The organism is Arthrobacter sp. UYEF20 (assembly GCF_040546335.1).
Lineage (GTDB): Bacteria > Actinomycetota > Actinomycetes > Actinomycetales > Micrococcaceae > Arthrobacter.
In genome coordinates this window covers 25,925-40,448 of record NZ_JBEPNP010000012.1, presented here as the reverse complement: position 1 = coordinate 40,448, position 14,524 = coordinate 25,925, and the positions used below count along the sequence as shown (strand labels likewise).

Here is a 14,524-nt window from a genome sequence, read left to right as displayed (position 1 = left end):
GCAGAAATGCCCCCGGGAGGAACCGGCCCCGACAGCGGCCTGCCGTACCATGGAGCCATGCAGATACAGCAGCGATTTATTAGCCCTCGGCCCCTTTCCGGCCGCACGGGCTACGTGACGCGCGCATAACTGCAGCCGCCGGGGTCCGTCCGGTGCAGCGGCTGAGGGTGAATTCCCGCTTCCAGCCCCGACCTTAAGGACCCCATCATGAAGAAATACCTGACCACTGCCGAGTTGCATTCCGCCCTGGAACTCCGCGACCTCAGCGATCCCGCCGCCGGCCCCCACGCCCTGCAGCTGCTGCTGGAGGAGGTGACGGGAGGCCTCGAGCGGCTCTGGCATGTTGAGACCTCGACGCACCGGCTCAGCCCCCTCGTCGCGACGGCCGACAACTACGACCGGCTGGGCTACTCCCCCGACGACGTGACGAGGGACTCGCGCTACTCGCGGCACGTGAGCCCCACAGTGATGCTGCGCAGCCATACGTCCGCCGGCATGCCGGCACTGCTGGACTCGCTCCGCGGCGAACTCGGCCACTACGACCGGCTGCACGTCCTGCCCGGGCTGGTGTACCGGCGGGACTCGATCGACCGCACCCATGTGGGCGCCCCGCACCAGGTGGACCTCTGGCGGCTCAAGGCGCGCGGCCTCCTCGGTCCGGCCGAACTGCACAGGATGATGGCCGCCGTGGTGGAGGCCGTGCTGCCGCCCTCCCGGTACCCGGACGTGCAGTGGCGGGCCACCCCGGCGAACCACAGTTACACGGACGGCGGCCAGCAGCTGGATATGCTCCTCACGCAGCCTGACGGCAGCCGGGAGTGGCTTGAGCTGGCCGAGTGCGGACTCGTGGGGTCGCAGATCCTGCGCGGCTCCGGGCTGAACCCCGGACGCTGGGCCGGGCTCGCCCTTGGCCTGGGGCTGGACCGCGCAGTGATGCTGCGCAAGGGCATCACCGACATCCGGCTCCTGCGCTCGGCGAACCCCGACGTCCGGGCGCAGATGCTGGATCTACACCCTTACCGCCCGGTATCTGCCCTGCCCGAGGTCCGGCGCGATCTTTCCCTCGTCCTCGGAACAGCGCAAGACGCCGACATCGAGCTGCTGGGCGACCTGGCCCGCACCGTCCTCGGAACGGAGGCCGAGGTGCTCGCCGCCCTGGAGATCAAGGCGGTGACACCGGCGGACAAACTGCCGGCAGCGGCGGTCGAACGCCTTCGGATGGCGCCGGGGCAGGTGAACGTGCTCCTCCGCCTGGTGCTGCAGCCGCTGGACCGGACGCTTACGGATGAGGAGGCGAACCGCCTGCGCGACAGGGTGTACCTCGCGTTGCACCGGGGGGAAGTGCTCGAACTGATTGCGGGCTAGGGCAGGCAGGGGCGTCCAAAGTGGAAACGGCGGACGCCCCTGCGCCGGGGCGGGGCCGGGGCCGGGGCCGGCGTCCGCACGCGGTAAATTGGAGGAATGCCTTTCCGTACCGTCCGACTCCTCGGCCACCCGATGCTGCGGCGGCGATTCGCCGGCGCGGCCGCCGGCGCCGCCGTCGTACTCGCCGCCTCAGCATGCTCACCCGCTGGCTCCATCGAATCCGCCGATGTACCGGCGTGGAAGGCCACCGCCCTGCCTTCGGCCAGCGGGATTGTGCTGGAGGACGCGGGCAAGATCCTCGACCGGAATCCGATCGTCAAGACGGCCACAGGAGTCCCGGCCGGCAGCTACACCCTGACCGTCAGCTGCGACGGCGGAGGCAAGGCCTTCTTCGATGTCTCCCTGGACGGACACCAACTCACCGAGGCGGGTGCGGCGTGCAACGGCAGCAGGGAGACGGCGCGGATCGAGGTGCTGGCCGCAGGTACTGTGCAGATCAGGACGGCCAGCGTGGACGCCCCGCTGATCTATGCCTACCAGCTGACGCGCGCCAGCTGACGCGCGCCGTGCAGCAGCCCTGCGTTCCCGGCCCCAGCCGCAGGCTCGGGGGCCTGCCTGCCACCGGGAACCCCACGCGGCGTTTCCTGACTAGGCCGTTCGACTCTGGCCAATTCGTTCCGCCGACCCTAAAGTCAGGGCATGCCTGTGCTGGGAACTGTGCCGGGAAAAAGGATGCCGCGGTCGCGTACCACGGCATCCGCCGTCGTGGTCTGCCTTGCGCTGCTTGGCGGGGTGCTGAGCGGCTGCGCCTACGAGTATGACGACGGCCTGTCAAATGAAGACGGGGCCTCGCCCTCCGCACCGGCCTTCACGGATGCTGCAGTGCCGCAGGATCCCGGCCTGAACCAGCCCGTATCCGGTGCGGAACTTGATGCCTGGGTCCTGCAGGTGCTGCCCGACGCCGAGGGCCAGGTCTTCCACTCGGGCTCCGGAACGCTGGAAGCCGACGAGGAGCGGAAAGAGACTACCGTCCAGCTGCCGAAGGGCACCTACGCGCTGACCCTCGCCTGCCGGAGTACCCGCCGCGTGTCCTTTTCCATCGACAACGGCGAGAACGAACTGGTGGACCTGAGCCTCCGGTGCGGTACTTCCAGGGTCAACGTGGTGTATCTGGCCGCCGACGCGGTGCTCGAGGTCAAGGTGGACGCGAATGCGCCGGCCAACTTTGCGTACCGCGTCAGCCGCATCTGAGCACAGTCCGAACCGACAGTGACCGCACGGGCGACGCGTCAGGCGGCGCAGCCTTCGGGGCAGCGAAGCGTCTCCGGGCTGGCGGCGCAGCCAGCGCAGTACAGGGTGAGCGTGCGGCACGCCGGGTTCGAACAGTTCTCGAATTTGCTGGTCGGGGCCGAGCAGCGGACGCACTCGCCGATCGTTTTTGCGTCCTCGCTGAATTCGACGTGCATGCGCTTGTCGAACACGTAGAGCGAACCTTCCCAGAGGCCCTGGTCCCGGAATGTCTCGCCGTAGCGGACGATCCCGCCGTCGAGCTGGTAGACCTCTTTGAAGCCGCGGTTCACCATCAGGCTGGAGAGCACTTCGCACCGGACGCCGCCCGTGCAGTAGGTGACCACCGGCTTGTCCTTGAGCGCGTCGTATTTTCCGGAGTCGAGCTCCTTGATGAAGTCGTGGGTGGTGGCGACGTCGGGGACGATTGCGTCCTTGAACTTGCCGATCTGGGCCTCGAACCCGTTGCGTCCGTCAAAGAACACCACCTCGTCGCCTGCGGCTTTCTTGGCCTCCACAAGCTCGTGGAGTTCGGTGGGCTGGAGGTGCGTGCCGCCGCCTACGACGCCGCTGCCATCCACCTTGAGCTCGCCGGGCGCACCGAAGGACACGATCTCGTCCCGCACCTTGACGCTCAGCCGCGGGAAGTCTGCGGCGCCGCCGTCGGACCATTTCACGTCGATGCCGTGGAAGCCCCGGTATTCGCGGGTGGTCTTCACGTACTGCTTGACCGCCGGCAGCTCGCCGCCGACCGTCGCATTGATGCCATCCTTGGAGATGATGATACGGCCCGTCAGCCCGAGTTTCTCGCACAGGGCGCGCTGCCAGAGCCGGACGGCATCCGGGTCTGGCAGAGGGGTAAAGCCGTAAAAGAGCACAATTCGGTTCAAAGCCACGTATTAAAGCGTACTGGAGGGGCCGAACGGCGGGGACACGCGGTGCCTTCCGGCGGCGGGCCGGACCGGGCCCGGGGGCCCGGTCGCAATTTCGTATGCACGGCGGGTTCCCCACCCCGGCCACTGTTGCTTGTGGCGGGGCTGGAATACGCTCATCACATGAGTGTGGACGCCATGGTTGGAGACACTACCCACCTGTTGGAAATCTGGGTGGCCGGCTGGGCCGGCTGCCGTGGTTATGAGACGCGCCGGGAGGGCCGGTTCCCGGCGGCTCTGCGCGCCGACACAACCCGCGACTGGGAGTATTTCGCCCACGATCCCTCGGATTCGGAGTTCGCTCAGCTGGCCACCAGGACCGCGGAAGTGCCGGCCCGGATCCTCACCGTCTTCACCAACGACGTGGCGCGCTACACCGGGTTGGCGCGGACCCAGGGGCTCAACGTCACGTCGGCTTCCCAGACGATGATGATCGTGGACATGGAGACCCAGGACTCCGAGGACCCCTGGCTCTCCGACGACGACCTCAAGCTTGCGACTTCCCAGACCGGGGGTGCCCACCATGCCGTGGTCCGTGCCGGCGAGGAACTGGCCGCCAGCGGGCGCGTCTTCGTCGTGGACCGCACGGCGATCTTCGACAAAATCGTCACCGAGCCGGGCTATCAGCGGCGCGGGCTGGGCAGCTTCATCATGAAGGCCCTGGCCGCCCAGGCATTCGAGCACGACGTCGAAACCGGGCTGCTGCTGGCTTCACTGGACGGCCAGAAACTGTACTCCCACCTCGGCTGGAGCACCGTCTGCAATGTGCTGCTGCTCTCGGCCTCGGACGAGGGCACGGACCTGTCGGTGGGCTGAATCCGCCCCGGAGGCCGCGCCCGGCTGATTTGAGCCCGGGTGAAAGAATGGATGAGTGAACCCACATGAGTCCCTGATTCCGTTGCTGGGCCGTGGTCCGGACCCGGAGCAGCTCCGCCATGTGCGCACCATCCCCGCCCGCCAGGCTGTCAACGCGCCATGGCCGGAGTGGGCCCATCCCGAGCTCGTGGCGGCCTACGGCTCCCTCGGGATCCACGAGCCGTACCGCCACCAGATCCAGGCCGCCGAGCTGGCCCACGCCGGCGAGCACGTCGTGATCGCCACGGGAACTGCCTCCGGCAAGTCGCTGGCTTATCAGCTGCCGGCGCTCGACGCCATCCACCGGTCCGAGCTGCGCGTCCTCGCCGATCCGGGCAAGATCCACGACGACGGGGCCGTCACGCTCTACCTCTCTCCTACCAAAGCGCTCGCGGCCGACCAGCTGGCCGCCATCCGGGCACTGAAACTCCCCACCGTGCGGGCCGAAACCTACGACGGTGATACCGATCCGGCGTCGCGGCGCTGGATCCGGGACCACGCGAACTTCATCCTGGCCAATCCGGACATGCTGCACTTCGGGATCCTGCCCAACCACGCCTGGTGGGCCCGGTTCTTCCGCCGGCTGCGCTACGTGATCGTGGACGAGGCCCACAGCTACCGCGGGGTTTTCGGATCCCATGTGGCCAACCTGATGCGCCGGCTGCGCCGCATCTGCGCCTACTACAGCCCGGGCGGCTCGCATCCGGGCCCCGTGTTCATCGCCGCTTCCGCCACCGCGTCCGAGCCGGGGACATCCTTCGGCCGGCTCATCGGTGCACCGGTCCGCGCGGTGTCCGAGGACTCCTCGCCGCATGGCTCCACCACCGTCGCGTTCTGGGAGCCGGCGCTGACCGAGCTCCGCGGCGAGAATGGCGCCAAGGAGCGCCGGACGGCGGTAGCTGAAACCGCGGACCTGCTGGCCAATCTGGTGTCCTCCCGGATCCGGACCATTGCGTTTATCAAGTCACGGCGCGGCGCCGAGACGATTGCCTCCATCACCAAGCGGCTCCTGGACGAGGTGGATCCCAGCCTGCCGCAGCGGGTCGCCGCCTACCGCTCGGGCTACCTCCCGGAGGAGCGGCGGGCCCTGGAGAAATCCCTGCGGTCCGGCGAACTTTTGGGCGTCTCCAGCACCTCCGCGCTGGAACTCGGCATCGACATCTCCGGGCTCGACGCGGTGCTCGTCGCCGGCTGGCCGGGCACCCGCGCGTCGTTGTTCCAGCAGATCGGCCGGGCCGGGCGCGCCGGTCAGGATGCCATCGCCGCCTTCGTGGCGAGCGATGACCCGCTGGATACCTACCTCGTGAATCATCCCGAGGCGATCTTCGACGTGTCGGTCGAAGCGACGGTCTTCGACCCCTCCAATCCCTATGTGTTGGGCCCGCACCTGTGCGCGGCCGCCGCCGAACTGCCGCTGGGCTATGCCGAACTGGAGCTGTTTGGCGGCACCGCGGAAAAGCTGCTGGACCGGCTCGTGTCCCAGGGCTACCTGCGCAAACGTCCCGCCGGCTGGTTCTGGACCCACCCGCAGAGTGCGGCGGCCATGGTGAACCTGCGGGCCGACGGCGGCGGTCCGGTGAGCATCGTGGACGCTGACACCGGCTCCCTGCTGGGGACCATGGATTCGCCGCAGACGCATTACCAGGCCCACACCGGGGCCGTGTATGTCCACCAGGGCGAGAGCTACGTGGTGGAGGACTTGAACGAGGACGATCACTGCGTGGTGGTGCGCCGGGCGAACCCGGACTACTACACCACTGCCCGGGACGTGACCCAGATCGAGGTGCTGGAGACGCAGCGCACCACCCAGTGGGGCGACGTCGCGGTGCATTTCGGCGACGTGAAAGTGACAACGCAGGTGGTCTCCTTCCAGCGCAAGGCACTGATCTCGAATGAAATCCTCGGTGAAGAACCGCTTCAGCTGGGCGCCCGGGACCTGTTTACCAAAGCTGTCTGGTTTGTCATGGACAATCGGTCACTGACCGGTGCGGGACTGATCGAGGCGCAGTTCCCCGGGGCCCTGCATGCCGCCGAACACGCCGCGATCGGCCTGCTGCCACTGGTTGCCTCCAGCGACCGCTGGGACATCGGCGGGGTGTCGACTGCCATCCATGCAGACACCGGAGTGCCCACGATCTTCGTGTACGACGGGCACCCGGGCGGCGCGGGCTTCGCCGAACGCGGCTACGACAAGGCCAGGGTGTGGCTGTCCGCCACCCGCGACGCCATCAAGGCCTGCGAATGCGAGTCCGGCTGCCCGTCCTGCGTACAGTCGCCCAAATGCGGCAACAAGAACAACCCGCTGGAGAAGGACGCCGCCGTCACGCTCATCGATGTGCTGTTGAAGGACGCCACCGAGCGGATGGACGCCGGTCCGGTTGGTGGCCTGCACCCTGGCGACGGGCCGGCAGGCGACGGACGAGTGCCTAACGGCCGGCTGGGCCTCTCGGACCGGTCAGCGGCTCCGCTCCAGGCCTGACTCCGGCCCGCGGCCGACGCCGCGGCGCTCTCCACGGCGGCCCTGCCCGGCGGCGGCACGTGGCCGCCCCGGCCACGCCTGGGCATGTCCGGGGCCGGCGCCGGCAGATCGGCTGGTCGCTGGCTACGGCCCGGTTCCTGGCGGTGGCGGACCGGCGCGGGCCAGCCCGGTGGCCGCCCCGAACACCGTGCCGGCGTTGAGCTCCGTCCGGACCTGAACCGTTTCGCCGGTCCCCTCGGAACAGCTGAGGACCCTTGCGTTGTTGCGCCGTGCGACCTCCGAAGCCACGGCGCACGGTTCGCCGGCAGTGAGTCCCCGGACCGCATCCGCGGCTGCCAGCGCCGCGAGATCGGCGGCAGCAGCGGCCCGGGACGCCATCACAGCCGACTGTGCAAGGAACAGGATCAAGACGGTTGCCGTGATGAGGACCAGCCCCAGTCCCAGGGCCAGGACCGTTCCTGAGCCGCGTTCCGGCTGATGCACCGGCACGGGGGCCGCGGGGCCAGCCCGGGGCGGCCTCACGCGCTCAGCCTCAGGGGCTGGTGACGATGGGCCGCGCCGACCCTGGCGAGGGCCGAGGCCGGGGACGACTCGCTCAGTGCCCAGGAGCGTGCGGAGAGAGTCCATGGGACAAGTGAACCGACGGAGCCGGGCACCCGGCCGGAGACCGTAACGCTGAGCCACCCGCCGTCGGACGTCACAGCTGACCCTGCTGACTCGCCGGCGAGGCGGCGGACGATTCCGTCGACGGCGGCAGCTCCCTCGCCCCGGGCCAAGGCCCGCACACCTGCCCGGGCGGCTTCCTCGAAGCGGAGCTGTGTGACTCCTGCGGCTGATCCCGCCAGCAGCAGGGCCAGCAAGAGCATCACAGCGGGCAAGGCGACAGCAAATTCGGCCGTCACGGCGCCGTGACAGGAGCCTTTGCACGGATCTGGCCGTTCCTGGAAGCGGCCGTGTGCCGGTGGTGAAGCGGCTCCCCGGGATCCCCGCAACTTCGCCCGGACGACTCGCTCGTGTGCCCCGTCGGCGACGGCACTTCCGGACTTCATGGCAACGCCAGGGCCGTGCGGATGAGGTTGAGCAAGAACCCCCGGACCTCGTCACTGCGCATGATGAAGACGAGTACCCCCGCAAATCCCACCGCTGCCAGGGTGGCGATGGCGTACTCGGCCGTGGCCATCCCGGCCTCGGAGCCGCGAAGCCTCGTGCGGCCGCGGGTGTGGACCGGGATGGCGGTGCGGGCACCGGGATAGATCTCCAGCACCTGCGCAGAGCCAGCCTCGGCCGGAACTCGGCGGTTTTCGGCGGGCGCGTCTCGATGGATCGACATGTGTTTTCCTTTCACGGGTTCCGGCGGAATTGCCGGCTGCTTCGACTCTCCCGGTTCCGGGACATGCCGGTAAGTAGCGAGGCGGCCCAAGTGGAAAACGTCGCGATCCGGCCGGATGACGAGGAGCACTCAAGGGATGCGAGGAGCACTCAGGGACGGTCAGCGGCTCCGGCGCTCGAAGGCCGGCGGCGGGGCTCGAAGGCCGGTGGCCGGGATCCCTTCATGACAGACATGACGAAGGCCTCTTAGCCGTTGGTGGTGCGCAACAGGCTAAGAGGCCTTCAACCGTTCAGGAATTAACTCATGGCCCCGCTCGGTGCCCCTACTAGAGGAAGTACCCCGCGATGTCCGCAATGAGCTGGGAGCTGCCCGAGGACCGGTTGAACAGCGACACCCGGCCGTCGGAGCCTACCGGGACAGCGACCAGGTTCGGAATGGTCTGGCCTTTGTCGAAGTTCAGGTTGGACGCATTGGGACGTGCCGTACCGGAAGCAAACGCGGTGACGAAACCGAAGGACTTGGGCGAGGTAACGGTGAGGTTGAAGACGACGGCGGACACGTTGGCGGGGATGCCGTTGGCTCCGGAGACCGGGAAGGAAACGGCGGAGTCCGCCCCGACGGCCGAGCCGTTCCTGGTGTCCAGTGCCCGGGTGGGCCCGATGGCTTTGAACGCGCCCGACGCAGTCGGTGTGCCGGGGAGATAATACCCGGCGACGTCGGCGATCAGCTGTGTTGTCCCGCCGGAGCGGTTGAACACGGTGACCTTCCCGTCGGCCCCGACCGGGACCGTGACCATGTTCGGCACGTCCTGGCCGGTGTTGAAGTTCAGGTTGGACGCGTTGGGCCGCGCCGTGCCTGAGGCGTAGGCGGTGACGAATCCGAAGGACTTCGGGCCGGTCACGGTGAGGTTGAAGACCACCGCTGCCACCGAGGCGGGGATCCCGTTGACGCCGGCGACCTGGAAGGACAACGCCGTATCGGGTGCCACGGCAGAGGCATTCCTGGTGTCCAGGATCCGGGACGGCGCCAGCGACGCGAAGGCTCCCGGGGTGGCCGGGGTGCCCGGGGCGTAGTAGCCGGTGACGTCCGCTATCAGGTGGGAGCTGCCGGCGGAGCGGTTGAAGAGCGTGACCTTCCCGTCGGCCCCCACCGGGACCGTGACCAGGTTCGGCACGGTCTGGCCGGCGCTGAAGTTCAGGTTGGACGCGTTCGGGCGCTTGGAACCGGAGGCATAGGCGGTGGCGAAGCCTGCGGCCTTGGGCGAGGTGACCGTCAGGTTGAACACGACCGATGCCACCTTGGCCGGGATTCCGTTGACTCCCGCGACCTGGAAGGACACGGCGGAATCCGCACCGACCGGGGAACCGCTCCGGGTGTCAAGCAGCCGGGCGGGCGTGATCGGAGCAAAGGTTCCGGGAAGGCCGGCTCCGTTTGCCGAAGCCTTGATGATCACGTCGTCGATGTAGACGTCCCCCGCTTGCCTCCGGTGTTCGGCACCCATCTGCACTGCGGACAGCGTGTCGACGTCGATCTTGACCTGGTTGCTGGACAAGACCGTTTTGTCATCAAACGAGATCTCCACCGTTGTGGCCGCGCCGTTGGCTATGGCATGCATTGTCAGGTGATGCCAGCCGTTCAGTGCGACGCTGGGCACCAGCCGGGTATAGGTGAGTTTCCCGGTCGGCGATGCGACGCGCAGCCACAGTGCGCCAAGGCCGAGGTTCGCGCGAAAGACGTCGAGGACCCTTGTACCGTTGTTGAAGAACCGGAAGTAGGGAACGTTGTTGGTGTCGACGCCCTTGGCGGTGACGTTAAACCAGCCGTCGGCGTAGACGTCCTTGCTGCCGCTCGGCAGGGGCGCGGAGAAGTTGGCCAGGGACCCCGCCGTGTTGGTCACGTGCAGGAGGGCGGCGCACCGTCCGGAATGTTTGTTTTTCTCGGAGATCGTGGCCGTGCCTGTCCCGCCGAGATTGGGGGCGTTGAAGCCGGACGCTGAGATTGTTTTTTCCTCGAAACTGGTCGCAACGACCGTTGTGCCGGGAAAGTTGTTGGTGGGTGGCGGTGTGCCCGGGGCGCACGTGACGGCGGCTTGGGCCGGCGCCGCCCCGACGGCCACTCCGGCCAACACCAACAGATTTAGTGCCGCAATAACGCCGGCCCTTCGCAGTCGAATCATTGACCTGCCCCCTGCCTTAAATTCAAACTCCCGAATATTTTTTCCAGACGTACCGAGATAGCGGACGCCCTTGGCGGGTAAATATGGGTGGGCCACACACGAGGGCGCTCGTACTGCGATGCCTACCGCACGATATCGGCGGCGACTTGAGAAAACCTTGGACTGGGAACGCCGTGAGCCGTTGCCGCCGGGCCACGCCATTCACCCCGTCGACGGACCGGCTTGGATCAGCCGGGGAGCAGCGCCAGCAGCACCGGAACGACGCCGAGACACACGAAGGCCGGCAGGGAGCATAGGCCCAGCGGGACCACAAGCTTCACGCCAAGGGCAGCGGCGGCTTTCTCTGCGGTCCTGAAGCGGTCGCGGCGGATCCGGGCCGCCTGGGCATAGAGAATGGCAGAAGATGGCGCCCCGGTGAGGGCGGCGAATCCCAGGGCGTCGCGCAGGGCCAACAGCTGGGGCGACCGGTTGCGTGAACTGCGCCAGGCCGTGTCCCAGTCGGCGCCGATAGCGAGCGCGGACACCACCGGGCGAAGCGGGACGCTGAACTCCTGGGCGGCCAGGGCCGCCACGAGCTCCAGGGAGCGGCCAAGACCGGCGCCCGCGTCCAGCATCGCGCCGATCAGTTCGAGCATCATGGCCGTGTCACCCAGGCCCGCAGCGCCGGACGTTCCTTCGTCGCCGTGCGCCTTCCCGGCCAGCCCGCTACGGCCTGCTTCCGGCCGTCCGGGCTTGAGCCGCCCGAGTCTTCGCCTGGCCTGTGAGCGGTGGGCAAACGACACCCACGCAGCGCCCGCCAGAAGAGCCGTAACCGCCATGCCGGCGAGCTCGGCACTCACCCTGTTTCCCCCGCCGCCGACCTGACGAGCCTGGCCGACCAGATCCGTCCCGCGGCGGTGAGGACAACACCGGCCGCCAGGGCCGCCAGGCCTAGCGGCGCCCCCAGCAGGATGTCTATCGGGTCCACGCCCAGCAGCATGCCCAGGCCCAGACCCAGGACCGGCAACCAGCTGAGCAATCGAACTGTTGCCCGGGGACCAGCCAGCGCAGTCTGCCGGGCGGCTTCCGCATCCTCCTCGGCTTCAAGCTGGGCGGCGAAGCGCGTCAGAATGTCGGCCAGCGGGCAGCCGCTGACCTCGGCCACGTCGAAGCACGCGGCCAATTCGATCCAGTTGGCGCGCTCCCGGCCGGCGTCACCCTTTCCGAATCCCGGACCGGTACGGGCGCGTCGGCCGGCGGCGGCGCTTCTGATGGCCTCGCCCACGGGGGCCCCGCACCTCGCTGCGGCGCGGGCTGCAGCGAGACTGGCCAGCGAGTCCGGGGCAAGCGCTGCGTCCCGGGGCGGGCCATCGGACGTGGACCGGTCCGGCGGAGGGTCCCCGCCGTAGAGGTGCCACAGCTCATCCCACAGCCGCGAGGGCGTACGGCCCCCTCTGAGCAGGGCAGCCAGCTGCTGGACCAGCACGGTCATCGGTACTGGAGCCGCACCGCGGGGATTCCGTCCTGGCCGGCGCAGGCCGCGGCGGGCCCGGCCGCGGCGCGGGCGGGAATCGGCCGGCTCCGGCGCAGTTTGAGGTGGCGGCCCGGCGAGCTGCCGGCGGAACCGCCGGCCGGGGCCACCAGGCGGTGCAAGGGCCAACCAGACGGCGAGCGCCAGCACACCGATCAGGGCGGAAGTCACACCGGAACCCTGTCCAGGCCGGGATCCAGGCCGAGCCGGTCCGCCAGCCGCGGCCAAGCCGGGCCGTACCGTACGCCGCCGTCAACGACGTCGAGTGCAACGGTGACCGCCAGGGCTCTTTCGCGCTCCTCCAGAAGGCCGACAGACGCCACGAACCGCCGGTTCCCCGCCCGTCCCACATGGACGACGGCGTCGAGCGCGCTTGCCACCTGCAGGCGCACGGCATCCTGGCCCATACCGGCCAGGGCGCCCAGTGCCGTCAGCCGTGCAGGAACGGCGGCCGCGGTGTTCGCGTGGATGGTTCCGCCGCCTCCGGTGTGGCCGGTATTCATGGCTGTGAGCAGTTCCCGGACCTCGGCACCCCGGCACTCACCCACCACCAGCCGGTCCGGCCGCATCCTCAACGCCTGGCGGACCAGCTCACCGAGATCCACGACACCGCTTCCCTCAAGGTTTCCATGCCGGGATTCCAGCGACACGACGTGCGGGTGGACAGGGTTGAGCTCCGAGGCGTCTTCAATCAGGACCAGCCGCTCAGCCGGATGGCACAGGCCGAGGAGCGTCGCGAGCAGCGTGGTCTTTCCTGAGCCTGTTGCGCCACTGACCAGAAAGCCCAGCCGCCGGTCGATGATGCGTTCCAGCACCGCCTGGACGAGGGGTCCGAACATGCCGTTCCGCCGCAACTCCAGCATGGTGAAGACCTTGTCCCGCCGGATTCTCACGCTGAGGAGTGTTCCCGTCGTGGAGATCGGCGGCAGGACTGCGTGGACCCGGTAGCCGCCGTCGAGCCTGACGTCCACGCACGGAGACCCATCATCAAGTCGCCGGCCACCCGCCGCCACGAGCCGTGCGGCAAGTGCGCGGATTTGCGGCTCGCCGGAAAAGACGACCCGCGCCTTCTCCAAGCCGTTGCCGCGGTCCAGCCAGACCTCATCCGGGCCGTTGACGAAGACGTCCGTCACGGCGGGATCCCTCACCAGCGCCTGCAACGGGCCCAGCCCGCTCAGCTCCGCGCTGATGCTTTCCACGGCGGCCAGGGCACCCGCGGTGCCCAGCAGCCGCCCGGTAGCCTGCACAGCGGCGGCCACCCGGGAAGGAGTCAGCGGGCCGGTCTCGGACATGACGGATTCCCGGACGGATTCCAACAGTCGTGCGTCGACGGCGCTGTGTGCCCGCTTACGTTGTCCGGGTGAGCGCAGGGCGCTGTTCGAGTCCGGCGGCCCCGGCGCCGCATGCGCACTCATCCGGGGTCTCCGCCGCTGAGGTCAAGAAGTGTCGCGGCGAACCGGCGGACGCTGCGTTGCTGGCCGATTTCCAGCAGACGCCCGCGTTCCGTGGCGGATGCGACCCCCCTGACCTCGGGCAGAATCCCGTGCAGCGGAAGCCCCACGGAATCGGCGATGTGGAACTCGTCCAGCGCGGCCCCGGGCTTACCCCGGACCACGAGGGAGATTTCCACCGGGGGCAGTTCCTGCAGCAGCTGCGCGGTGGCGACAGCCGCGCGCAGCTGGGCGGGGGCGAGGACCACAAGTCGGTCACACTCCCAGGCGAAAGTCCGAAGCACCTCGCGACCGCGGCCAATGTCCAGAACCACCAGCTCGTAGCCGCGCCGGGCTGCGTCCAGGACCCCGGACACCGAGCCCGTATCGACCCCGGCAGCCCGCTCCCGGCGGCCGGGCCAAGACAGAAACGAGAAGCCGCCAACCACCGGCAAGGCATCAGCGAGCTGGTAAGGATCGATGCTGCCGCTGGCCCCCGCGAGGTCCGGCCAGCGAAGCCCGTCGGAGTCCTCGGCGGCGAGCGCCAGTTCCAGGCCGCCACCCCAGGGGTCCCCGTCCACCAAGAGGACCCGAGCCCCGTGCCGGGCAGCGGCCTGGGCAAGCCAGATGGACGCCGTCGTTGCTCCGGCCCCGCCGCAGCCGCCGATGACGCCGAGGACGAGCCCTCCGGCCTCGGGCGAGCGGGAGCGGCTGAGGTATTCGGCCAGCCAGGATGAGGCGTCGGGGAGGACGGCAACCCTTTCGGCCCCGATCACAGCCGCGAGCTGCCACGGGCTGTCCCCGTCCCCGCTCAGGCCAACGAGCACGGCCGGTGCTCGCCGCCGTAGCGGCAAGTCCAGGATGTCGCTGCCGACCAGCACCGCTGCCGCAGTGTCCCAGAACGGAGCTGCTTCCTGCACGTCCCGCACCGTCCGCAACCGGCCCCCGGCTGCCGCCATGATGCGTTCCACCTCACTGCGCAGCACCTCGATTCCGGTGACCAGCAACGTCTCCGCGGACTCGTCCGGCAGCCACTGCTCTGGCCCCTCTGCGGGAACCGGGAAGGAATCGGGTAACTGGTGCCTGCTCATACCGTCACTCTGCCCTCCTGCCACAGGGCCCATAGCCCGTGCCCCGCGCTATGTGGACAAGCCGCCCCG

General features: G+C 68.8%; 14 protein-coding genes. 5 read left to right on the top strand and 9 right to left on the bottom strand.

Features of this window, described 5'->3' with window-relative positions:
* Positions 1–207: 207 nt before the first annotated feature.
* The 3 genes from srmL to ABIB26_RS14230 all read left to right on the top strand — a co-directional run bounded on the left by srmL (position 208) and on the right by ABIB26_RS14230 (position 2,616).
* The gene (gene srmL, locus ABIB26_RS14240) at positions 208–1,365 is read left to right on the top strand and encodes a PheS-related mystery ligase SrmL (protein ID WP_354244228.1); all 1,158 of its coding nucleotides are present in this window, start codon (positions 208–210) and stop codon (positions 1,363–1,365) included.
* 96 nt (positions 1,366–1,461) lie between these two features.
* Positions 1,462–1,923 carry a DUF6023 family protein gene (locus tag ABIB26_RS14235; protein ID WP_354244227.1) on the top strand — a complete coding sequence of 154 codons (462 nt, stop codon included), beginning with the start codon at positions 1,462–1,464 and terminating at the stop codon, positions 1,921–1,923.
* Positions 1,924–2,097: 174 nt separating this feature from the next.
* Positions 2,098–2,616 carry a DUF6023 family protein gene (locus ABIB26_RS14230; RefSeq protein WP_354244225.1) on the top strand — a complete coding sequence of 173 codons (519 nt, stop codon included), beginning with the start codon at positions 2,098–2,100 and terminating at the stop codon, positions 2,614–2,616.
* A gap of 38 nt (positions 2,617–2,654) precedes the next feature.
* Here the strand turns inward: ABIB26_RS14230 and trhO are convergent, their stop codons facing one another.
* Positions 2,655–3,548, bottom strand: a complete 894-nt coding sequence (trhO, locus tag ABIB26_RS14225; protein WP_354244223.1) for an oxygen-dependent tRNA uridine(34) hydroxylase TrhO — start codon at positions 3,546–3,548, stop codon at positions 2,655–2,657.
* A gap of 159 nt (positions 3,549–3,707) precedes the next feature.
* Here trhO and ABIB26_RS14220 point away from each other — a divergent pair, with 159 nt between their 5' ends.
* Complete coding sequence (locus ABIB26_RS14220) at positions 3,708–4,400, top strand: GNAT family N-acetyltransferase (RefSeq protein ID WP_354244220.1); 693 nt, start codon at positions 3,708–3,710, stop codon at positions 4,398–4,400.
* 55 nt (positions 4,401–4,455) lie between these two features.
* Positions 4,456–6,918 (top strand): DEAD/DEAH box helicase, encoded by a 2,463-nt coding sequence (locus ABIB26_RS14215; protein WP_354244218.1) that lies wholly within the window; start codon positions 4,456–4,458, stop codon positions 6,916–6,918.
* A 123-nt stretch (positions 6,919–7,041) separates the two neighbouring features.
* On the opposite strand, the gene ABIB26_RS14210 is transcribed toward ABIB26_RS14215, so the two are convergent.
* The 8 genes from ABIB26_RS14210 to ssd form a co-directional block, all read right to left on the bottom strand.
* On the bottom strand, positions 7,042–7,440 hold the full coding sequence (locus ABIB26_RS14210; protein ID WP_354244215.1) for an Rv3654c family TadE-like protein: 399 nt from the start codon (positions 7,438–7,440) through the stop codon (positions 7,042–7,044).
* Positions 7,437–7,820, bottom strand: coding sequence for a TadE family type IV pilus minor pilin (locus ABIB26_RS14205; protein ID WP_354244212.1), 384 nt, complete (start codon positions 7,818–7,820; stop codon positions 7,437–7,439). Before ABIB26_RS14205 ends, ABIB26_RS14210 begins: the two co-directional genes overlap by 4 nt.
* Positions 7,821–7,963: 143 nt before the next feature.
* Positions 7,964–8,248, bottom strand: coding sequence for a DUF4244 domain-containing protein (locus ABIB26_RS14200; protein WP_354244210.1), 285 nt, complete (start codon positions 8,246–8,248; stop codon positions 7,964–7,966).
* A gap of 325 nt (positions 8,249–8,573) precedes the next feature.
* Entirely contained in the window at positions 8,574–10,424 is a 1,851-nt protein-coding gene (locus tag ABIB26_RS14195) for a hypothetical protein (RefSeq protein WP_354244208.1), read from the bottom strand.
* Positions 10,425–10,651: 227 nt separating this feature from the next.
* Positions 10,652–11,263, bottom strand: coding sequence for a type II secretion system F family protein (locus ABIB26_RS14190; protein ID WP_502913673.1), 612 nt, complete (start codon positions 11,261–11,263; stop codon positions 10,652–10,654).
* Positions 11,260–12,105 carry a hypothetical protein gene (locus tag ABIB26_RS14185; protein ID WP_354244206.1) on the bottom strand — a complete coding sequence of 282 codons (846 nt, stop codon included), beginning with the start codon at positions 12,103–12,105 and terminating at the stop codon, positions 11,260–11,262. The genes ABIB26_RS14190 and ABIB26_RS14185 overlap by 4 nt, the downstream gene beginning before the upstream one ends.
* Complete coding sequence (locus ABIB26_RS14180; RefSeq protein WP_354244203.1) at positions 12,102–13,349, bottom strand: TadA family conjugal transfer-associated ATPase; 1,248 nt, start codon at positions 13,347–13,349, stop codon at positions 12,102–12,104. Before ABIB26_RS14180 ends, ABIB26_RS14185 begins: the two co-directional genes overlap by 4 nt.
* The gene (gene ssd, locus ABIB26_RS14175; protein ID WP_354244201.1) at positions 13,346–14,455 is read right to left on the bottom strand and encodes a septum site-determining protein Ssd; all 1,110 of its coding nucleotides are present in this window, start codon (positions 14,453–14,455) and stop codon (positions 13,346–13,348) included. Before ssd ends, ABIB26_RS14180 begins: the two co-directional genes overlap by 4 nt.
* Positions 14,456–14,524: the final 69 nt, after the last annotated feature.